General features: G+C 74.1%; 21 protein-coding genes and 1 tRNA gene. 8 read left to right on the forward strand and 14 right to left on the reverse strand.

What is annotated here, in order from left to right; all coding sequences use genetic code 11:
- Window positions 1-50: 50 nt before the first annotated feature.
- Window positions 51-1238, reverse strand: a complete 1188-nt coding sequence (locus ACIRFH_RS24335) for a thiolase family protein (protein WP_403524493.1) — start codon at window positions 1236-1238, stop codon at window positions 51-53.
- A gap of 182 nt (window positions 1239-1420) precedes the next feature.
- Between ACIRFH_RS24335 and ACIRFH_RS24340 the strand changes: the two genes are divergently transcribed.
- From ACIRFH_RS24340 to ACIRFH_RS24375, 8 genes are all read left to right on the forward strand, one after another.
- Complete coding sequence (locus ACIRFH_RS24340) at window positions 1421-2230, forward strand: lysophospholipase (protein ID WP_403524496.1); 810 nt, start codon at window positions 1421-1423, stop codon at window positions 2228-2230.
- Between the two features lie 28 nt (window positions 2231-2258).
- Window positions 2259-2396 (forward strand): hypothetical protein, encoded by a 138-nt coding sequence (locus tag ACIRFH_RS24345; RefSeq protein ID WP_403524499.1) that lies wholly within the window; start codon window positions 2259-2261, stop codon window positions 2394-2396.
- Window positions 2397-2399: 3 nt separating this feature from the next.
- Window positions 2400-2549 carry a WhiB family transcriptional regulator gene (locus ACIRFH_RS24350; protein WP_403524502.1) on the forward strand — a complete coding sequence of 50 codons (150 nt, stop codon included), beginning with the start codon at window positions 2400-2402 and terminating at the stop codon, window positions 2547-2549.
- 41 nt (window positions 2550-2590) lie between these two features.
- Window positions 2591-2923, forward strand: coding sequence for a DUF3140 domain-containing protein (locus ACIRFH_RS24355; RefSeq protein WP_403524505.1), 333 nt, complete (start codon window positions 2591-2593; stop codon window positions 2921-2923).
- Window positions 2924-3102: 179 nt separating this feature from the next.
- Window positions 3103-4017, forward strand: coding sequence for a hypothetical protein (locus ACIRFH_RS24360; RefSeq protein ID WP_403524508.1), 915 nt, complete (start codon window positions 3103-3105; stop codon window positions 4015-4017).
- A gap of 166 nt (window positions 4018-4183) precedes the next feature.
- Window positions 4184-5587: a glutamine synthetase gene (locus tag ACIRFH_RS24365; protein WP_403524511.1), complete on the forward strand. Its 1404-nt coding sequence runs from the start codon at window positions 4184-4186 to the stop codon at window positions 5585-5587.
- A gap of 1 nt (window position 5588) precedes the next feature.
- Window positions 5589-6734, forward strand: coding sequence for an amidohydrolase family protein (locus ACIRFH_RS24370; protein WP_403524513.1), 1146 nt, complete (start codon window positions 5589-5591; stop codon window positions 6732-6734).
- Window positions 6735-6814: 80 nt separating this feature from the next.
- Window positions 6815-7342 carry an NUDIX hydrolase family protein gene (locus tag ACIRFH_RS24375; RefSeq protein ID WP_356201226.1) on the forward strand — a complete coding sequence of 176 codons (528 nt, stop codon included), beginning with the start codon at window positions 6815-6817 and terminating at the stop codon, window positions 7340-7342.
- A 135-nt stretch (window positions 7343-7477) separates the two neighbouring features.
- Here ACIRFH_RS24375 and ACIRFH_RS24380 read toward each other — a convergent pair.
- From ACIRFH_RS24380 to ACIRFH_RS24440, 13 genes are all read right to left on the reverse strand, one after another.
- A tRNA-Pro gene (locus tag ACIRFH_RS24380) sits at window positions 7478-7551 on the reverse strand.
- Between the two features lie 107 nt (window positions 7552-7658).
- Window positions 7659-8018, reverse strand: coding sequence for an MmcQ/YjbR family DNA-binding protein (locus ACIRFH_RS24385; RefSeq protein WP_403524516.1), 360 nt, complete (start codon window positions 8016-8018; stop codon window positions 7659-7661).
- 1 nt (window position 8019) lies between these two features.
- Window positions 8020-8592: a GNAT family N-acetyltransferase gene (locus ACIRFH_RS24390; protein WP_403524518.1), complete on the reverse strand. Its 573-nt coding sequence runs from the start codon at window positions 8590-8592 to the stop codon at window positions 8020-8022.
- Entirely contained in the window at window positions 8589-9185 is a 597-nt protein-coding gene (locus tag ACIRFH_RS24395) for a helix-turn-helix domain-containing protein (RefSeq protein ID WP_403524521.1), read from the reverse strand. Before ACIRFH_RS24395 ends, ACIRFH_RS24390 begins: the two co-directional genes overlap by 4 nt.
- A 33-nt stretch (window positions 9186-9218) precedes the next feature.
- Window positions 9219-10601 carry a B12-binding domain-containing radical SAM protein gene (locus tag ACIRFH_RS24400; protein ID WP_403524524.1) on the reverse strand — a complete coding sequence of 461 codons (1383 nt, stop codon included), beginning with the start codon at window positions 10599-10601 and terminating at the stop codon, window positions 9219-9221.
- Between the two features lie 70 nt (window positions 10602-10671).
- Complete coding sequence (locus tag ACIRFH_RS24405; protein WP_403524527.1) at window positions 10672-11574, reverse strand: LysR family transcriptional regulator; 903 nt, start codon at window positions 11572-11574, stop codon at window positions 10672-10674.
- Between the two features lie 57 nt (window positions 11575-11631).
- Window positions 11632-12825: a glycine C-acetyltransferase gene (locus ACIRFH_RS24410; protein WP_403524530.1), complete on the reverse strand. Its 1194-nt coding sequence runs from the start codon at window positions 12823-12825 to the stop codon at window positions 11632-11634.
- 40 nt (window positions 12826-12865) lie between these two features.
- Window positions 12866-13894: an L-threonine 3-dehydrogenase gene (tdh, locus tag ACIRFH_RS24415; protein ID WP_403524533.1), complete on the reverse strand. Its 1029-nt coding sequence runs from the start codon at window positions 13892-13894 to the stop codon at window positions 12866-12868.
- Window positions 13895-14080: 186 nt separating this feature from the next.
- On the reverse strand, window positions 14081-14656 hold the full coding sequence (locus tag ACIRFH_RS24420) for a GAF domain-containing protein (RefSeq protein ID WP_403524536.1): 576 nt from the start codon (window positions 14654-14656) through the stop codon (window positions 14081-14083).
- An 86-nt stretch (window positions 14657-14742) separates the two neighbouring features.
- Entirely contained in the window at window positions 14743-15369 is a 627-nt protein-coding gene (locus ACIRFH_RS24425) for a GTP-binding protein (RefSeq protein WP_403524539.1), read from the reverse strand.
- Window positions 15347-15721: a DUF742 domain-containing protein gene (locus ACIRFH_RS24430; RefSeq protein WP_019330485.1), complete on the reverse strand. Its 375-nt coding sequence runs from the start codon at window positions 15719-15721 to the stop codon at window positions 15347-15349. The genes ACIRFH_RS24425 and ACIRFH_RS24430 overlap by 23 nt, the downstream gene beginning before the upstream one ends.
- Window positions 15722-15723: 2 nt before the next feature.
- Window positions 15724-16158, reverse strand: a complete 435-nt coding sequence (locus tag ACIRFH_RS24435) for a roadblock/LC7 domain-containing protein (protein ID WP_403524542.1) — start codon at window positions 16156-16158, stop codon at window positions 15724-15726.
- Between the two features lie 74 nt (window positions 16159-16232).
- Complete coding sequence (locus ACIRFH_RS24440) at window positions 16233-18134, reverse strand: ATP-binding protein (protein WP_403524544.1); 1902 nt, start codon at window positions 18132-18134, stop codon at window positions 16233-16235.
- Between the last annotated feature and the right edge of the window lie 587 nt (window positions 18135-18721).

An 18721-nucleotide genomic window follows, 5' to 3' on the forward strand; every position in this document is an offset into this window, starting at 1 on the left:
GCTGCGGCTCTGCAGGGGTCGGGACGGCGGGCGGTCGGGCGGTCGGGCGGTCAGGCCCGTTCGACCAGCACCGCGCTGCCCTGCCCCACGCCGACGCACATGGTGGCGAGTCCGCGGGCGGCGTCGGTGCGCCGCATGCGGTGGAGCAGGGTGGTGAGGATGCGGGCGCCGGAGCAGCCGAGCGGGTGGCCCAGCGCGATGGCGCCGCCGGTGGGGTTGACCAGGTCCGGGTCGATGCCGAGCTGGTCGACGCAGGCGAGGGCCTGGGCGGCGAACGCCTCGTTGAACTCGGCCTCCGCGATGTCGTCGACGCTCCAGCCGGCGCGGGCGAGGACCTTGCGGGTGGCGGGGACCGGGCCGATGCCCATGACGTCCGGGTGGACGCCGGCCGAGCCGCCGGCCACGTAGCGGCCGAGGGACTCCAGGCCCAGGTCGTTCAGGGCCTCCTCACTGACCAGCAGGAGGCCGGCGGCGCCGTCGTTCATCGGGGAGGCGTTGCCCGCGGTGACCGTGCCGCCGGCGCGGAAGACAGGCTTGAGGCGGGCCAGCTTCTCGACGGAGGTGTCCTCGCGGACGCACTCGTCGGTGTCGACGACCACGCCGTCGGGGCGTTCGACGGGCAGGATCTCGGCGTCGAAGTGGCCGTTCTTGCGGGCCTCGGCGGCCAGGCGGTGGCTGCGCAGGGCGAACTCGTCCTGGCGTTCGCGCGACACGTCGTAGCGCGCGGCGACCTCCTCGGCCGTCTCGCCCATGGCCAGCAGGCCGTGCAGGTCCTTCATCGCCGGGTTGACCAGACGCCAGCCGAGCCGGGTGTCGGCGGTCTCGATGCGGTGCGGCAGGGCCTCGTCGGGGCGGGGCAGGACGAAGGGGGCGCGGCTCATCGACTCCGAGCCGCCCGCGAGCACGATGTCGGCCTCGCCCGCGGCGATGGTGCGGGCGGCGGTGGTGACGGCTTCGAGGCCGGAGGCGCACAGCCGGTTCACCGTGGCGCCGGGCACGGTCTCGGGCAGGCCGGCGAGCAGGGCGGCCATGCGGGCGACGTTGCGGTTGTCCTCGCCGGCCTGGTTGGCGGCGCCCCAGTACACGTCGTCGATGCGGGCGGGGTCGAGCGCGGGCACGTCGGCGACCAGGCCGCGGATCACGGTGGCGGCGAGGTCGTCGGGCCGCACGGAGGACAGGGCGCCGCGCAGCTTGCCGATCGGGGTGCGGCGGGCGGCCGCGAAGTGGACGGGACGCACGGGGTGACTCCTGACCGTCGTCGCTCGGTCGCCGGGCGGTGTGCCGCCGGGCCGACCTCCGCGAGTCTTCTTCCTTCATTCCCGCAGCCGAAATTAGCACTGCTAGTTTTGGACTATAGACCTCCGTCCGCCTCCCTGGGAAGATCCTGCGGGTGACCTGCACCGACGCAGCTGGAGGAGACATGTCCGAGGCCCGCGAGCACGTCCTGTCCGGTACCCGGGGGCGGATCGCCGTCCGTGAATGGCCCGCCGAGCGGCCCCGGTACGCGGCGCTGCTGGTCCACGGGTACGGGGAGCACTCCGGCCGCTACGAGGAGGTCGCCGGCGTCCTGACGTCGCACGGCGCGGCCGTCTACGCCCCCGACCACATGGGGCACGGCGCGTCGGACGGCGAGCGGGTGCTGATCGAGGACTTCGAGGACGTGGTCACCGACGTGCACGCCGTGGCGGAACTCGCCCGGACCGCCCACCCCGGCCTGCCCGTCGTCGTGATCGGCCATTCCATGGGCGGCCTGATCGCCTCCCGCTACGCCCAGCGCCACCCCGGCGGACTGACCGCGCTGGTGCTGTCCGGCCCGGTCATCGGCGACTGGGAGCTGCCGCGCCGCCTGCTCGCCCTGGACGAGATCCCCGACACCCCGATCAGCCCCTCCTCGCTCTCCCGGGACCCGGCGGTCGGCGCGGCGTACGCGGCGGACCCGCTGGTGTGGCACGGCCCGATGAAGCGGCCGACGCTGGAGGCCTTCGTCCGGACGCTGGAGACCGTCGCCGAGGGCGGTGACGTCGGCCGGCTGCCGCTGCTGTGGGTGCACGGCGACGACGACCGGCTGGTGCCGCTGCCCGGCAGCCGCGTCGGCGTCGAGCGGCTCAGCGGCGGCGACCTCACCGAGCGGATCTACCCGGGCGCCCGGCACGAGGTCTTCAACGAGACCGACCGGGAGGAGGTGTTCACGGACGTCACGCGCTTCCTGGACGGCGTGCTCGCCCGCTGAGCGGCCGGGGCGTTTGCCCATGTGTCCCATGGGCACCCGCGGCCGCATGGAGTGGTTGCGCCGCGCCGCCCGCGTGGGTGAGGACACCGAACCGTTCCTCCCGGTGGGCACGGCCGGACCGGCCCTGCGGGACATCGCGGCCGCCGAGCGCGTCTGTGCCCGGTGACCGGTGACCGCCCCGTGCCTGGCACTGGCCCTGGAGACGGGACAGGCGTCGGGCGTGTGGGAAGGCACCCGCGAGGAGGAGCGCGTCGCTCTGCTCCGTATCCCCGGAGACCGGGCGGCGGGGGACGGTGGGCGCGCCGCGCGACTGCCCTGACGCCGCGCCCACGCACATCCGCACGACGAAAGAGGGGCACCATGGCCGACGCCCACGAACTCGACGCGCTGTGGGAGGACTTCCACCGCGTGGTGAACATGACGTCCGCCGAGCTCGCGGACTGGCTCCGGGTACGGGACTCCGGCGAGCTGACCGAACCACTGCCGGACGACGCGGGCCCGCCGCTCGGGCAGCACGTCCTCGCGATCCTGCAGAAACGGCGCACGGACCTGACGGAGGACGACCTGCGCGCCATGCGCAAGGTCGTGGACACCGTGACCTCGCAGACGGACCTGGAGAACGAGCCCCAGGCCGACGACACCCGGCTCAGGCACCGGCTGATGACGATCGGCCACGACCCGCTGAAGCCGTAGGGCCACGCCGAGCGCGACGCCCCGACGGCCGGGGAACGGCCCGTGCTTCGACGGCGCCCCGGGCCGGGCCGCTCGGCCGACGGCCGCGCCGTCACCCGGACGGCCCCGTGCGCTGGTGCCCCCATCGCCGTGGTGATGCCCTGAGGACACCGTGTCACGTCCTCCAGGAGGCATCCGCGATGAGCCGTCGTCCGTCCCACCCCGTCCGTCTCCTCGCCTCCGCGCTCGCGGCCGGCGCGCTGCTGGCCACGGCGGCCTGTTCGGACGACGGCGGTGCGTCGGGCGCCGCCTCGGACACCGCCGCCGGGGAGGCCGCCAGGGCCGCGTCGCCCGCCGTCGCCGAACAGGACGCGGCGCGAAAAGCACCCACCGGATCCCCCACAGGCTCGCCCACCGGATCCCCGACCGGCTCCTCCACGGCCTCCCCGTCCCCCTCGCCCTCGGCCCTCACCGAGTCCGGCGCGAAGGCCGCGCTGATCACGGAGGCGGACGTGGAGGACGACTGGAACCAGGTGCAGGACGCGGACAAGTGGCACGACCACCTGCTCGTCGGCAAGGTCGACGTGGCCGCCTTCCTCTCCGCGAAGGCCGACGCCGCGGAGTGCCAGCAGCTGCTCGACCGGCTCTACTCCGGCGATCTGCTGGGCAAGCCGTCCGGGGCGTCGGCGCTCACCGGTTTCGAGCAGGGCGACTCCCGGCTGCTGGAGCAGGTCGCCGCCTACCACCGCACCCAGCTGGACACCTCCCTGAAGTGGATGGCCTCGCTGCCGCAGACCTGCGACCAGTTCACCGCGACCGACGGCTCCGGTGACAAGCGGACGGTGCAGGTGACCGAGGCCTCCGTGCCGAAGGTGGGCGACGCCCGCGCGGGCGTGCACGTGACGGTGCAGGGCACCGCCGGCGGCAACCCCGCGACCCTCACCCTGGACGTCGCCGCCGTGCGCGTCGGCATCAACGCCGTCGCCGTCACGGGCGGCGGCCTGAACGGCGGCGCGACCGACTCCGTGCAGCAGGCGACGCAGCAGGGCACCGAACGGCTGAAGACCGTCCTGGCGGGCAAGACCCCCTCCCCGCAACCCGGCAACCTCGACTGACCGCGCCGCCGAGCACCCGCCCCGCGTCCTCGGGCGCGGGGCGGCGCCGCGCGTCCTCGCCGGATCCCGGGACACCGTGATCGACCGGGCGGCACAATGGTCCGCGACGGGCGGCGCACGCGCGAAGCCCGGTGGGTACCGCATTCCGTCCCGCCAGGGAGGACGTATGACCACGCTCGCCGACCCCGTCCCCGGCGGACGCCCCGGTGACGCCGAGCGGGCCGCCTCGCTGAGCGGTGAGCTGTCCGGGCGGGGCGTGCACGGTGTCGTCCTGGCGTACGTCGACACCGCCGGGATCGGCCGGGTGAAGACCGTGCCCACCGCGAAGCTCGCCTCGGCCGCGGCCTGGGGCGTCGGGATGTCACCGGTGTTCGACACCTTCCTCGCGAACGACGCGATCGTCACGACGGACGTCCTCGGCTCCCCGGACGGCGACCTGCGCCTCTACCCCGACCTGGACCGGCTGACCGTCCTCGCGGCGCAGCCCGGCTGGGCGTGGGCGCCGGTGGACCGGATCACGCAGGAGGGCGAGCCGCATCCGGCGTGCGGGCGGACCGTCCTGCGCCGGACGGTGAGGGAGGCCGCCGAGCGGCACGGGGTCTCGTTCAAGGCCGCCGTCGAGATCGAGTGGGTCCTCGGCCGGGGCGACACGCCCGATGACGCGTTCGTGCCCGCGGTGACGGGGCCGGCGTACGGGGCGACCCGGCAGGTCGAGCTGAGCGACTGCGCCGCCGATCTGCTGGCCGCCCTGGCGGCGCAGGGCGTGGACGTGGAGCAGCTCCATCCCGAGTACGCGGCGGGGCAGTTCGAGGTCTCGGTGGGCGCCCTCGACCCGGTGGCGGCGGCCGACCGCAGCGTCCTGGTGCGCCAGACGATCCGGGCGGTGGCCCGGCGGCACGGGATGCGGGTCTCCTTCTCCCCCGCGGTGTCGGCGCGGGGCGTCGGCAACGGCGGTCATCTCCACCTCTCGGCCTGGCGGGACGGGCGGAACCTGCACGCGGGCGGTGCGGGCCGGTACGGCATGACGGCCGAGGCCGAGTCGCTGGTCGCCGGGGTGCTCGCCCACCTGCCGGGGCTCACCGCGGTGACCGCGCCGAGCCCGGCCAGCCGTCTGCGGCTCAGACCGTCCCAGTGGGCCGGGGTGTTCACCGCGTGGGGCCGCGAGACCCGCGAGGCGGCCCTGCGCGTGGTCACCGGCACGGCCGGGGTGCGCGACCGGGCGGCGAACCTGGAGGTCAAGCCGGTCGACCTGGCCGCCAATCCGTATCTCGCGCTCGCCTGCACGATCGCCGCGGGGCTGGACGGCCTGGCCTCGTCCACGCCCCTGCCCGAGGAGATCACCGGCGACCCGGCGCGGCTCGACGCGGCCGAGGCGACGGCCCGGGGTGTGCGCCGGCTGCCGCTCTCGCTCGCGGAGTCGGTCGAGGCGTTCCGCGCGGACGACGTGCTCCGCAGCGCGCTGGGACCGGTCCTGGCCGACGCGGTGACCGCCGTACGGCACGGGGAGGTCGCGGCGGTCGACGGGCTGGACGACGACCGGGTGGCGGCGGCCTACCGCTGGGTGTACTGACATGGCCCCGGGCCCCGTCCACGAGACCCTCGCCGCCCTGCATCTGGTCGACCACCACTGCCACGGTGCCGTCACCGACGACCTGGACCGGGCGGGCTTCGCGTCCCTCCTCACCGAGGGCGAGGCGTGGCCCGGCGTCTCCCCCTTCGACAGCCCCGTCGGTCTCGCCGTCCGCCGGCACTGCGCGCCCCTGCTGGACCTGCCGCGCCACGCACCGCCCGACGCGTACCTGGCCCGGCGGTCCGAGCTCGGCGCCGCCGAGGTGAACCGGCGGTTCCTGCGCGCCGCGGGCACGGACGTGTTCTGCGTCGACACCGGGTACGCCCCGCACCGCATCACCACGCCCGCCGAGCTGGCCGGGGCGGCGGGCGCGGCGGCGTACGAGGTCGTCCGGCTGGAGGGCGTCGCGGAGGCGGTGGCGGCCGGTGGCGTGGAGCCGGACGCGTACGCGGAGGCGTTCCGCACGGCCGCGTGGGAGGCGGTGCGGCGGCCGGGCGTGGTGGGCGTGAAGTCGGTGGCCGCCTACCGCACCGGCTTCGACCTCGACCCGGCCCGCCCGTCGGCCGGGGAGGTGACGCGGGCCGCCCGGACCTGGCTGGCGCGCGGCGGCCGGCTCGACGACCCGGTGCTCGTACGGCATCTGCTGTGGACCGCCGTCGACCTCGGACGGCCGCTGCAGCTGCACACCGGGTTCGGCGACAGCGACATCCGCATGCACCGCGTCGACCCCACCCATCTGACCGACTGGCTCCACCTGACCGCCGGGACGGTCCCGGTCCTGCTGCTGCACTGCTGGCCCTACCAGCGGCAGGCGGCCTACCTGTCGGCGGTCTTCGAGCGGGTGTACCTCGATGTGGGCCTCACCCTGCACCACGTCGGCCCCGCCCGGGCGGGGGCGGTCCTGGCGGAGGCGCTGGAGATCACGCCCTTCCGCAAGCTGCTGTACAGCTCCGACGCCTACGGGGTGGCCGAGTTCCACCACCTCGGGGCGCTGTCCTTCCGGCAGGGGCTCGCCGGGCTGCTCCAGGAACGGGTGGACGCCGACGAGATCGCCCTGCCGGACGCGCTGCGCATCGCGCGCTGGACGGGACGCGACAACGCACGCCGGGTGTACGGGCTGCCCGGCGATCCCCCGGACGACGGCTGAGCGGCGTGGGGACGGTCACAGTCCCGGAGCGGCGCCCAGGAAGCACGAGACGCTGAAAGTATGATCAAGCGATGTCTGACATGACCGAAACCACGCCGGGCTGGCTGACGACCGACGAACTCGAGATGGCGCGCGCCCGCATGCCGATCCTGTACGTCGAGGCCGTGCCCGTGCGCGTCGACGACAGCGGTGAAGTCACCAGCGTGGGTCTGCTGCTGCGCATCGGGCCCGACGGCACGGTCAGCCGGACGCTGGTCTCCGGCCGGGTGCTGCACCACGAGCGGGTCCGCGACGCGCTGCTGCGCCATCTGGAGAAGGACCTCGGCCCGGTGGCGCTGCCCCGGGTGCCGTCCTCGCTGCAGCCCTTCACGGTGGCGGAGTACTTCCCCACGCACGGTGTCACGCCGTACCACGACCCGCGGCAGCACGCGGTCTCCCTCGCCTACGTCGTGCCGGTGACGGGCGACTGCCGGCCCCGGCAGGACGCGCTGGACCTGGTGTGGTTCAGCCCGCGGGAGGCCCTGTCCGAGGCGGTGCAGAGCGAGATGCCGGGTGGGCACGGAGTGTTGCTGAAGCAGGCGCTGGCGCATGTGGGGTGCGTGATCTGACGGGTCCGGCACCGCGTGAGGGCCCGGCGGGCATCGGCCTGCCGGGCCCTCACCCGTCTCCGGAACCGACGGACGACCGCCGAGAACCGACAGAAGGGTCCCGCGGGCTTTCGCCCGCGAAGACCCTTCGCTCTGTCGGGACGACAGGATTTGAACCTGCGACCCCTTGACCCCCAGTCAAGTGCGCTACCAAGCTGCGCCACGTCCCGTTGCCCGTGTGACCTGGGGTTTCCCCTGGCCGAACGCGCAGGAAAACCATACCGCACTCGGGCCGGTGGTCGCGCACCGCTTTTCGCCGCGGCCGGCGCCCCGCGGCTCAGCCCCCGGCCGGGAGCCCCAGCCGGGGGTGCGCCTCCAGCAGGCGGGAGGGGGCGGCCTGGCGCCAGGAGTCGGCGAGGACGTCGCGCAGCTCGTCCTCGCCGTCGAGCACGGCGAGGCGCACCCGCACCCACGCGAACTGGGCCTCGTGACCGGCGATCCAGAACTTGTCCGGCTCGGCCAGCACCAGTTCGGCGCGCTCCTCCTTGGGGCAGCGCACCGCCATGGAGGTCTCGTCCTCGGGCAGCGTGGCGAACATCTTGCCCGCGACCCGGAACGTGGGCATGCTCCAGGCGGTCTTCTCCGTGGTGTCCGGCAGGGACAGGGCGATACGGCGTACGTCTTCGGCATCCGGCATGTCAGGCACCGTAGCCGCCGCCACTGACACCCGGCGGGGAGTCACCGTCGGCCGCGAGGGCGCCGACCTGCTTGAAGTAGAGGGTCGTCGGCCGCAGCACCCCGTCCGGGCTCGCCGCGTAGTCGGGGATCGTCCCGGCCCGCGTCCACCCGGCGGAGCGGTAGAGGTGCTCGGCGGGGCTGCCGGTCTCGGTGTCCAGGTGGAGCAGGGTGATGCCGGTCCGGGCGGCGGCCTCCTCGGCGACGGCCAGCAGCCGTCGGCCGAGTCCGCGGCCTCGGGCGTCGCGGGACACCATGAGTTTCACCAGCTCGGCGCGGTGGCGGCTGTTGGGTTTGTCGGGCAGGGCGAGGCTCACCGTCCCGGCCACCCGGTCCCCTTCGTGCGCCACCCATACGGCGAGCCGCCCGGCGGCCACGGCGACGGCCCGCTCCCGCCACCAGGCGAGGGCCTCGTCGTGGCCGAGCGGCGCCAGGAAGCCGACGGAGGCGCCGCCGTCCACGGTGTCGGCCAGCAGGTCGGCCAGCTCCTCCAGCAGCGCGGTCAGCCGGGTCCCGTCGACGCGGGTGACGATCACGGCAGCACCACCGCCAGCACGTAGCGCGCGTCCGCCGGTCCGGCGCACCGGAACCGGGTCGGTCCCCACACCCGCAGCCGCAGGCAGTCGCCGGTGGCGAGCCGGTGCACGGTGTCCTGCGCCGTCACCTCCAGCGTCCCTTCCAGGACCCAGATGTGCTGTTCGAGGCCGGGCACGGGGGGCCGGTCGTAGGCGATGTCGGCGCCGGCGGTGAGCCGCCCCTCGACGAGTTCGCCGCGCAGGCCCGCATGCGGCGGGGACACCGATCTGCGGACGAATCCGGCGGCGCGGTCCTCCCACAGCGGCTGCTCACCGGCGCGCACCAGCGGCGCCGGTTCCGCCTCGACCTCGCCGAGCAGCCGGGACATGGTCCGCCCGTACACCGCGCACAGGCGGTTCAGGACGGACGCGGTGGGGCTGATCTCCGCCCGCTCGGCCCGGGACAGGGTGGACCGGCTCACCCCGCTGCGCTCCGCCAGCTCACCCAGCGACCAGCCGCGCTCGGCCCGCAGCTCGGCGAGCCGCGCGCCGATCCGGACGTCGACGGGGTCCGGTACGGGGACGGACCCGCGCACCGTCTCAGACTGTTTCATATCCGGGATGCTATCCCAGATGAGAAACGCGGTTCACTCGGCTCCGGAACGCCCGCCGAACGCGCTCAGCGTGCGCTCCAGCATCGGCAGCGCCCGTACCACCCGCTTCGACCTGATCAGCAGGTCCCAGGCGGGCTCGAACTTCTTCCAGCCCCCGGCGTACGCGAGGTGCCGCAGCCGCTCGTGCGCGCCGGGCTGGGCCGCCGAGCCCCGCCAGATGCTGGACCAGCGGTAGAAGTCGCGGTAGGCCCGCCAGTAGCCCTCCTCCAGCTGTTCGGCCGTCATGCCCCTGGGCCGGTGGACGACGTGGCGGGTGTCGTACAGGTCCCAGTCGCGGTGCAGGATGCGGCCCTCGGACTCCAGTTGCCGCCACAGCCCGGTCGACGGGTAGGGCGTCATGATGTGGAAGGTGGCCGTCTCGACGCCCTGTTCGACCGCCCACTCGACCGTCCGGTCGAAGACGTCGGGGCCGTCCTGGTCGAGCCCGAAGACGAAGCTGGCGTTGACCATCACCCCCGCGTCGTGCAGGCGCCGTACCGCCGCCCCGTAGTCCGTGCCGATGTTCTGGTTCTTGCGGCGCTCGGCGAGGTTGGCGTCGTTGACGGTCTCGAAGCCGACGAAGAGGCTGCGCAGCCCCGCCTCGGCCGCCCGCTCCAGCAGGCCCGGTTTCAGGACGGAGTTGACCGTGCCGGCCGCCTGCCACAGCCGGCCCATGCCCTTCATGCCGTCGAAGAGGGCCTCGGCGAAGCGCGGGTTGCCGAGGAGGTGGTCGTCGAGGAAGTAGAGGTGGCGGCCGGGCAGGCGCTCGATCTCGGCGAGGGCGTCGTCGACGGCCTGGGTGTAGAAGGACTTGCCGCCCTCGAAGAAGGCGTCCTTGTAGCAGAAGTCGCAGTGGTGCGGGCAGCCGCGCGAGACGACGAGGGAGTTGGGGACGAGGTAGAGGTGACGCTTGATCAGGTCGCGGCGCACCGGGGGCAGTCCGGCGAGGGTGCGCCGGGTGGAGTCGTAGCGGCGGGCCGGTACGCCGTCGCGGAAGTCCTTCAGGAACAGCGGCCAGGTGTCCTCGCCGGGGCCGGTGAAGACGGTGTCGGCGTGGGCCGCCGCCTCGTCGGGCAACGAGGTGACGTGCAGGCCGCCCATGGCGACGTGGGCGCCGCGGGCACGGAAGTGGTCGGCGATCTCGTAGCCGCGCCGCGCCGAGGTGATGTACGGCTGGATCACCAGCAGGTCGGGGGTGGGCATGGCGGGCAGGTCGAGGCGTTCCACGTGCTCGTCGTGGAGGGTGACCTCGTCGTCGGGGTCCAGGTAGCCGGCGAGGGTGGCGAGGCCGAGCGGCGGGAACAGCGAGTACTTGATGGGCCGGAACAGCGGGCTCGTCGCCTCGGTCAGGGCCGGGAGGATCATCGTCACGCGCATGACAGCCCAGACTGCGGGGGCCGGGTGGCCGGTTCCCGACGGCCGGCCGGCGTCTCGGCGCGCGGCGCCCCTACCGTTCGGCGACCGCCTCCAGCGCGTCCAGCACCGGACGGATCAGGGGATGCCCCTCGGCTCCCCGGCGTACGGCCGCGAAGACCCGGCGGGTGGGGGCTACGCCGTCGACGGGGCGGACCACCACGCCGGCCAGATCCATTCCGAGCAGCGCCGAGCGCGGGACGAGCGCCACGCCCGCGTCGGCCGCGGCGAGGGACACCACCGCGCGGAAGTCGTCCGAGGAGTGTTCGAGGCGGGGCTGGAAACCGGCGGCCTCGCAGGCCAGGACGACCACGTCGTGGCAGGGGTTGCCGGGGTAGGGGCCGATCCACGGGTCCTTGGCCAGCTCCGCGAGCGGCACCTCCGCGGCGTCGGCGAGGCGGTGGGTGACCGGCACGACGGCGTCGAACGGTTCCGCGTACAGCGGGACGTGGGTCAGCCGCGGGTCGTCGGCGGACGGCGCCCCCCGGTACTCGACGGCGACCGCCACGTCGACCTGGCGGTCCAGGACCATCGGCAGGCTGGCGTCGCCCTCGGCGTCCCGGACACGGATGCGGATGCCCGGCGCCGACCGGGCGAGGCGGGCCAGCGCGGGCGCGACGACGAGGGTGATGCCGGTCGCGAAGGAGGCGACCATGACCGTGCCGGCCTCGCCCGAGCTGTACGCGGCCAGCTCGGCCTCGGCCCGCTCCAGCTGGGCGAGGACGGCGTTGGTGTGGCTGAGCAGGATCTCGCCGGCCGGGGTCAGCCGTACGCCCCTGGCGCCGCGCTCGACCAGGCGGTGCCCGGTCTCCTGTTCCAGGGCGGTCAGCTGCTGGGAGACCGCCGACGGGGTGAGGTAGAGCGCGGCGGCGGCCGCCGTCACGGTGCGGTGGTCCGCCACCGCTCGGAGGATGTGCAGCCGCCGCGCTTCGATCACGGGACCGATTCTCTCAGGCCGGACGCCGCGGGCCGGACGGTGCCGGCCCGGCCTGCGTCAGGCGCCCAGCTCCCCTCGTGCCGCCACGAAGGCGTCCACCGCGCGGTTCACGTCCTCGGTGGAGTGCGCGGCGGACAGCTGCACGCGGATGCGGGCCTGGCCCTGCGGGACGACCGGATAGGAGAAGCCGATCACGTACACCCCGCGCTCCAGCAGCAGCTCGGCCATGCGGCCCGCCTCCGCCGCGTCCCCGATCATCACCGGCGCGATGGCGTGGTCGCCGGGGAGGACGTCGAAGCCCTCCTCGGTCATCCGTCGGCGGAACAGGGCCGTGTTCTCGGCGAGGCGGACGCGCAGGTCGTCGGCCGACTCCAGCAGGTCGAGCACCTTGAGCGAGGCGGCGGCGATCACCGGGGCCAGGGTGTTGGAGAAGAGGTACGGCCGGGAGCGCTGGCGCAGCAGGGCGACGATCTCGGCGCGGGCGGCGACGTAGCCGCCGGAGGCGCCGCCGAGGGCCTTGCCGAGGGTGCCGGTGATGATGTCGACGCGGTCCATGACGCCGTGCAGCTCGGGGGTGCCGCGTCCGCCGGGGCCGACGAAGCCGACGGCGTGCGAGTCGTCGACCATGACCATGGCGTCGTAGCGGTCGGCGAGGTCGCAGATCTCGGCGAGCGGGGCGACGTAGCCGTCCATGGAGAAGACGCCGTCGGTGACGATCAGCTTGCGGCGGGCGTCGCCGGCGGCCTTGAGCTGCGCCTCCAGGTCGGTCATGTCGCGGTTGGCGTAGCGCAGGCGCCTGGCCTTGGACAGGCGGATGCCGTCGATGATCGAGGCGTGGTTCAGGGCGTCGGAGATCACCGCGTCCTCGGGGCCGAGGAGGGTCTCGAAGACGCCGCCGTTGGCGTCGAAGCAGGAGGAGTAGAGGATCGTGTCCTCCTGGCCGAGGAACGCGGAGAGGCGTGCCTCCAGCTCCTTGTGGACCTCCTGGGTGCCGCAGATGAAGCGGACGGACGCCATGCCGTAGCCCCAGCGGTCCAGCGCCTCGTGGGCGGCGGCGACGACCTCGGGGTGGTCGGCGAGGCCGAGGTAGTTGTTGGCGCAGAAGTTGAGGACCTCGCCGGGCCGGCCGCCGGCGGTGACGTTCACGGTCGCGGACTGCGGGGTGCCGATGACGCGCTCGGGCTTGTGCAGGCCGGCGGCGCGGATCTCGTCGAGGGTGGCGCGCAGGTCGTCGCGCACGGAGTCGAACATCTCAGAAGCTCCTTGGAAAGCAGGTGACTTACGCGGTGACTTACGCGGTCCAGTCGAGGATGACCTTGCCGCCCCTGCCGCTGGCGGCGTCGGCGAAGGCCGCCTCGAAGTCGCGGTGGCCGTAGCGGCCGGTGATCACGGGCGCGAGGTCGAGGCCGCCTTCGAGCAGCACCGACATGGCGTACCAGGTCTCGAACATCTCGCGGCCGTAGATGCCCTTGATCGTGATCATCGAGGTGACGATCCGGGCCCAGTCGACGGGGAACTCCTCGGAGGGCAGGCCGAGCATCGCGATGCGGCCGCCGTGCGTCATGTTGGCGATCATGTCGCGCATCGCCTCGGGGCGGCCGGACATCTCCAGACCGATGTCGAAGCCCTCGCGCAGGCCCAGTTCGCGCTGTCCGTCGGCGATGGTCGCCTCGGCCACGTTCAGGGCGAGGCTCACGCCGACCTTGCGGGCCAGCTCCAGGCGTTCCTCGCTCACGTCGGTGATCACGACGTTGCGGGCGCCCGCGTGCCGGGCCACGGCGGCGGCCATCAGGCCGATCGGTCCGGCGCCGGTGACGAGGACGTCCTCGCCGACCAGCGGGAAGGACAGGGCGGTGTGCACGGCGTTGCCGAACGGGTCGAAGATCGCGGCGACGTCGAGGTCGACGGGGACGCGGTGCACCCAGACGTTGGCGGCGGGCAGGGCGACGTACTCGGCGAACGCCCCGTCCCGGCCGACGCCGAGGCCGACCGTGGCGCGGCACAGGTGGCGCCGTCCGGCCAGGCAGTTGCGGCACTTGCCGCACACGAGGTGCCCTTCGCCGCTGACCCGGTCGCCGGCCTTGACGTCGGTGACGTCCCGCCCGGTCTCGACGACCTCGCCGACGAACTCGTGCCCGACGACGAGCGGGGTGCGGATGGCCTGTCGCGCCCAGCCGTCCCAGGCCCGGATGTGCAGGTCGGTGCCGCAGATGCCGGTGCGCAGCACCTTGATGAGCACGTCACCGGGTCCCACGGCGGGCTCGGGGACGTCCGCGAGCCGGAGCCCGGGCTCCGCCTTCTCCTTGACCAGCGCCTTCAACGCAACGGCTCCTGACGGGTGTGGTCCCGGCGCGGGGCATGCCGAAGCGGCCCGCGTCCGGGGAGGGAAGTGGAATCGCACAGCAATCTGCCGTACGGCACCGTCCCCGGTCCATCGAGCCTTTCTTAAGCCCGGCCGCAGCTTTCCTTCACGCCCCGCGCGCCGGCCGTGCCGCTCCTCGGCGGCTCACAGCGGCAGCCCGTCCTCGGCGCTGCGCTCGATGCGCCGTACGAGGTCGGCGGCCGATGCCTTGACGGTCTCCAGGCCCGCCTTCCCCCAGGTCCGGGGCCGCACATCGGCGACGGACACCGTGCCCAGCACCGTGCCCGTGCTGTCGACGAGCGGTGCGCCGAGGTAGGAGTGGATGCCGAACTCGTCGACGACGGCGTTGCCCGCGAAGCGCGGGTAGTCGCGCACGTCCTCCAGGACCAGCGCTCTGCGCCGGGCCACCACGTGGGGGCAGAAGCCGTGGTCGCGGGGCTGGACGCGGCCGAACTCGGGACTGGTGCCGTCGCCCCGCCGCACCGGAGGGACCTCGGGCACCCGCAGGCCCGCGAAGAACTGGCCGCCCTCGACCAGGAAGTTGACCATCGCGTACGGCGCCTCGACGAGCCCCGCGAGATGGGCCGCGAAGGTGTCGAGGGCCGGGTCCGGGCGTTCCGCCAGGCCGAGCCGGCGCAGTCGGCGCACCCGGGCGGGGGCCTCCCGGTCCTCGGGGGTGAGCAGCAGACGTCCGGCCGGGCGCGGCGGGTCGTAGCTCATGGGCGGGCTCCGTCACTGTGGACGTGCGTCATGTGCGGCTCCGGTGGTGGTGGGTGCGGGACGGTGTGCGCGGGGTCGCCCGGGCGTCACCTGACGCCGTACCCCGTCGTGGAGGCGGGTGTGTGGGCGATGAGGTGGCGTACGAGGGTGAGCAGCGTCTGCACGCCGGAGCTGGAGATCCGGGCGTCGCAGCGCACGACGGGGATCTCGGGATGGAGGTCCATGGCCGCGCGCACCTCCTCGGGGTCGTAGCGGTGGGCGCCGTCGAACTCGTTGATCGCGACGACGAAGCCGAGGCCGCGTTCCTCGAAGAAGTCGACGGCGGCGAAGGACTCCTCCAGGCGCCGGGTGTCGGCGATGACCACCGCCCCGAGCGCGCCCTCGCACAGCTCGTCCCACATGAACCAGAACCGTTCCTGGCCGGGGGTCCCGAACAGGTACAGAACGTGCCGCGGGTCGAGGGTGATGCGGCCGAAGTCCATGGCCACGGTGGTTTCGAGCTTGTTCTCGATGCCGTCGAGGCGGTCGGTCGCGGCGCTGACGGTGGTGAGCAGTTCCTCCGTGCTCAGCGGTGCGATCTCGCTGACGGCGCCGACGAAGGTCGTCTTGCCGACGCCGAACCCGCCCGCCACGAGGATCTTCAGCGCGGTGGGGAACGGGTCGGTGGCGTCGTCGTGGCCGTGGCCGTGGTCAGAGCTGTCGTCGTAGTCCATCGAGCACTGCCTCCAGAAGGGCCCGGTCCGTGGGGTCGTGGTGGAACGCGGCGGGGGGTTTGGTGGTCAGCGCGCCGCAGTCGACGAGGTCCGACAGCAGCACCTTGGTGACCGCGACCGGCAGCCTCAGGTGAGCGGCGAGCTCGGCGACCGGGAGGGGCGCCCGGCACAGGTCGAGGGCCTGCGCGTGCTCGGGTCCGAGGTAGCCGAGGGGGGTCGCCCCGGTGGCCATCACCTGGGACATCAGGTCGAGCGCGACGGTGGGCCGGGTACGGCCGTTGCTGACGGTGAAGGGGCGCACCAGCCGTCCGGCGGCATCGTCGAGCCAGGGCCCGTCGCCGGCCGCGGCCACCCTCAAGGCCTCATCGCCGGGGGTTCGGCGGCGTGCTGCCGGGGCGCGGTGACCAGGTAGGGGCGGACGCTCTTGACCAGCATCGCCATCTCGTAGCCGAGCACGGCCGCGTCGGCCTCGCGGCCGGCCAGTACGGCGAGGCAGGTGCCGGAACCGGCGGTGGTGACGAAGAGCAGGGTCGAGTCGAGTTCGACGACGACCTGCCGTACGTCTCCGCCGTCACCGAACCGGACGCCGGCGCTGCGGCCGAGGGAGTACAGGCCGGAGGCCAGGGCCGCCATGTGGTCGGCGCTGTCCGCGTCCAGGCCGTGGACGGACTTCACCAGTCCGTCGCAGGACAGGAGCACCGCACTGGTGGTGTGCGGTACGCGCTGCACGAGGCCGCTCATCAGCCAGTCGAGGTCGGACACGTGGCCGGTCGGCGCATCGCTCGCCATGGTGGATCGACTCCTTGGGGTACGAAGGTCTGCGGGAGCGCTGGTCGTGGGGGTGGGTGCGGGCAGGGGTGCTGTCATCCGGCCGGTCCGCTCCCGTCGTGCGGGGCGGTGCGGCCGGCGCGGGGCGCGGGCAGGCGGTGCGCTTCGGGGAGCGCGGTGCGGGGCGGTTCCGTGGGTGTCGGCTCCAAGGAGGCCTGCTCCTCGTACTGTTGGGCCTCGGCGAGGCCGACGCCACGCTGGAAGGCCGCCATCAGGCCGGGGTCGTGACCGACGGGGTTCTCCGGGTCGGTCTCCGGGCGCGGCGCGGGACCGCCGCGCAGCTGCGGCGCGATGTGCTCGTGGGCGCGGCGGCGGGGCAGCCGGGGCTTGCCCATGATGCCGCGCACGGCGCTGTGCCGCGGGACGGGCGGGGTGGCCGCGTGCTCGGCGAGGGCGCCCCGGTCACCGGGCCGGATCCCCGGCACGGCGGCGGCCGGGTTGGCCCGGTTCTCGCGGGCGCGGCGCACGGGCAGCGGCACGGGTGCCCCGGTCTCCGCCGTCGGGGGCGCCAGGGTCCCGGAAGACATCGGCGCACCGGGGGCGGGCTCCCGGGAGGCCGGTACGGCGGAGGCGGACGCCGCGGGGCCGGATGCGGCGGGAGCGGGCACGGGCGCCGCGGGCGCGGGCGACAGGGGGGTGGCCGGCGGTCGGGGCTGCCGCGGGGGCGGGACGAGCGACGGCGCGGGCCCCGGGGTCTCCTGCGGCAGTCCTCCGGCGGCCGGGACGTCCGGCGCCGTGCCCAACAAGGCCTGCGGGACGACCAGTACGGCCTGGACCCCGCCGTAGATGTTGCTCTGCAGCCGTACGGTGATCCCGTGCCGTCTGGCGAGCTGCGAGACCACGTACAGCCCGATGCGGCCGTCCGCCAGCAGGCGGGCGACGTTGACCTGGTCGGGGTCGGCGAGCAGGGCGTTCATCCGGTTCTGCTCGGCGACGGGCATGCCGAGTCCGCGGTCCTCGACCTCCACGGCGAGGCCCGAGGTGACGAGGCCGGCCCGCATCAGCACCTGGGTCTGCGGGGCGGAGAACAGGGTGGCGTTCTCGACGAGTTCGGCCAGCAGGTGGATGACGTCGGCGACGGCGTGGCCGCGCAGGGTGCCCTCGACCGGCGGGACCAGCCGGACACGGGAGTACTGCTCGACCTCGGCGATGGCCGAACGGAGCACCTCGGTCATGTCCACCGGGTTGCTCCACTGCCGGCGGGAGACGGCGCCGCCGAGCACGGCGAGGTTCTCGGCGTGGCGGCGGATGCGGGTGGCGAGGTGGTCGACGTGGAAGAGGCCCTTGAGGAGGTCGGGGTCCTCGATCTCGTTCTCCAGCTCGTCCAGGAGGGAGATCTCGCGGTGGACGAGGGACTGCAGGCGCCGGGCGAGGTTGACGAAGACCTCCAGCTTCTGTTCGCTGCCGGTCTGGCTGGAGAGCTGGGCGGCCCGGACGACGGCGGTGACGGCGCCGTCGTGGGCGCGGGAGAGGTCGGCGGCGAGCAGTTCGAAGTCGTCGGCGTCGTCCGGCGGTCCGCCGCGCGGCGTGCGCCGGGACGGGGTCTCGCCGCGGCGCAACGCCTCGACCACGGCACGCAGGTCGTCCTCCCGGCGCGCGGTGCCGCGGCGCAGCGCGTCGACGCGGTCGCGCACGGACCGCGCGGCACGGTCGGCGGCGACGGCGGCGATGACGACGGCCGCGGCGGTCACCGAGACGGCTCCGGCGAGTACGCCCCACAGGACGACACCGGGCCGGACGCCGGTGGAACGGACGGTGAACAGCACGACCGCGCACGCCGCGAGGGCGACCGCGACGGGCGGCAGCACGGCGAGCCGCAGGAGTTGGGGCCGTATGCGGGTCTCGTGCGGCGCGGGGGCGGTACGTGGGGACGGCCGGCCGTGCCGCCCGCCCTCACGGCGGTCTGCTCGCGCGGCGGGGGCGCGGAGGTGAGACATCGGGGTCCTCGTACTGGTCCGTTGGTCCGTCGGGCGCGGGGAGCCCGCGCGGGTGGCGGGCGCCACGCGGACAGGCGACGCCACACGGGCGTGCGCCATCGCGGTGCCGGCCGGGCGGACCGGGGGATCCGGCCCTACGTCACCCGACGGACACTGACAGTAGTCGCCTGCGCATCATGTGCGGTGGGCAGTTGACAAAGTCCCCCGGGCAACGTCCCGCTCTGGTATGAGGCTTCGTACGACAGACCGATAAACCGGTGAGGGGATCACTCGGGAAAGGCCGCGGACCCGAAGCCCACCCGGCCGCTCCGCGCGTCCGTTCCGCCGGCGATCCGGTTCCGGGCGGCGCCGCCGGTCGGGAGTCGCGCTGAACGGTTCACCGCTCCCGTCCGGCGGGAGCCGGCCGGCTGTCCCGTTGCTCGGGTGCCGGCCGACCAGAGCCTGATGGACGACCACTCGCCGGTGCGAGGTCTGTCGGGTGGAACAGCGTCACGCCGGGGCGACCGGAGGTTCCTCCAGCGCGATCACGACCATCACCGGAAGATCGGTGTCCTGCCGCACGCGAGGTCGAGACACCTTGTACTCGC

The organism is Streptomyces sp. NPDC093586 (assembly GCF_044764905.1).
In the GTDB taxonomy this organism is placed as follows: Bacteria; Actinomycetota; Actinomycetes; order Streptomycetales; family Streptomycetaceae; genus Streptomyces.

Coding starts and splice junctions, on each gene's coding strand:
- ACIRFH_RS24340 (WP_403524496.1), top strand. CDS start 1,421: ATGTCCGAGGCCCGCGAGCACGTCCTGTCCGGTACCCGGGGGCGGATC.
- ACIRFH_RS24345 (WP_403524499.1), top strand. CDS start 2,259: ATGGGCACCCGCGGCCGCATGGAGTGGTTGCGCCGCGCCGCCCGCGTG.
- ACIRFH_RS24355 (WP_403524505.1), top strand. CDS start 2,591: ATGGCCGACGCCCACGAACTCGACGCGCTGTGGGAGGACTTCCACCGC.
- ACIRFH_RS24360 (WP_403524508.1), top strand. CDS start 3,103: ATGAGCCGTCGTCCGTCCCACCCCGTCCGTCTCCTCGCCTCCGCGCTC.
- ACIRFH_RS24365 (WP_403524511.1), top strand. CDS start 4,184: ATGACCACGCTCGCCGACCCCGTCCCCGGCGGACGCCCCGGTGACGCC.
- ACIRFH_RS24370 (WP_403524513.1), top strand. CDS start 5,589: ATGGCCCCGGGCCCCGTCCACGAGACCCTCGCCGCCCTGCATCTGGTC.
- ACIRFH_RS24375 (WP_356201226.1), top strand. CDS start 6,815: ATGACCGAAACCACGCCGGGCTGGCTGACGACCGACGAACTCGAGATG.
- ACIRFH_RS24385 (WP_403524516.1), bottom strand. CDS start 8,018: ATGCCGGATGCCGAAGACGTACGCCGTATCGCCCTGTCCCTGCCGGAC.
- ACIRFH_RS24395 (WP_403524521.1), bottom strand. CDS start 9,185: ATGAAACAGTCTGAGACGGTGCGCGGGTCCGTCCCCGTACCGGACCCC.
- ACIRFH_RS24400 (WP_403524524.1), bottom strand. CDS start 10,601: ATGCGCGTGACGATGATCCTCCCGGCCCTGACCGAGGCGACGAGCCCG.
- ACIRFH_RS24410 (WP_403524530.1), bottom strand. CDS start 12,825: ATGTTCGACTCCGTGCGCGACGACCTGCGCGCCACCCTCGACGAGATC.
- ACIRFH_RS24420 (WP_403524536.1), bottom strand. CDS start 14,656: ATGAGCTACGACCCGCCGCGCCCGGCCGGACGTCTGCTGCTCACCCCC.
- ACIRFH_RS24425 (WP_403524539.1), bottom strand. CDS start 15,369: ATGGACTACGACGACAGCTCTGACCACGGCCACGGCCACGACGACGCC.
- ACIRFH_RS24435 (WP_403524542.1), bottom strand. CDS start 16,158: ATGGCGAGCGATGCGCCGACCGGCCACGTGTCCGACCTCGACTGGCTG.
- ACIRFH_RS24440 (WP_403524544.1), bottom strand. CDS start 18,134: ATGTCTCACCTCCGCGCCCCCGCCGCGCGAGCAGACCGCCGTGAGGGC.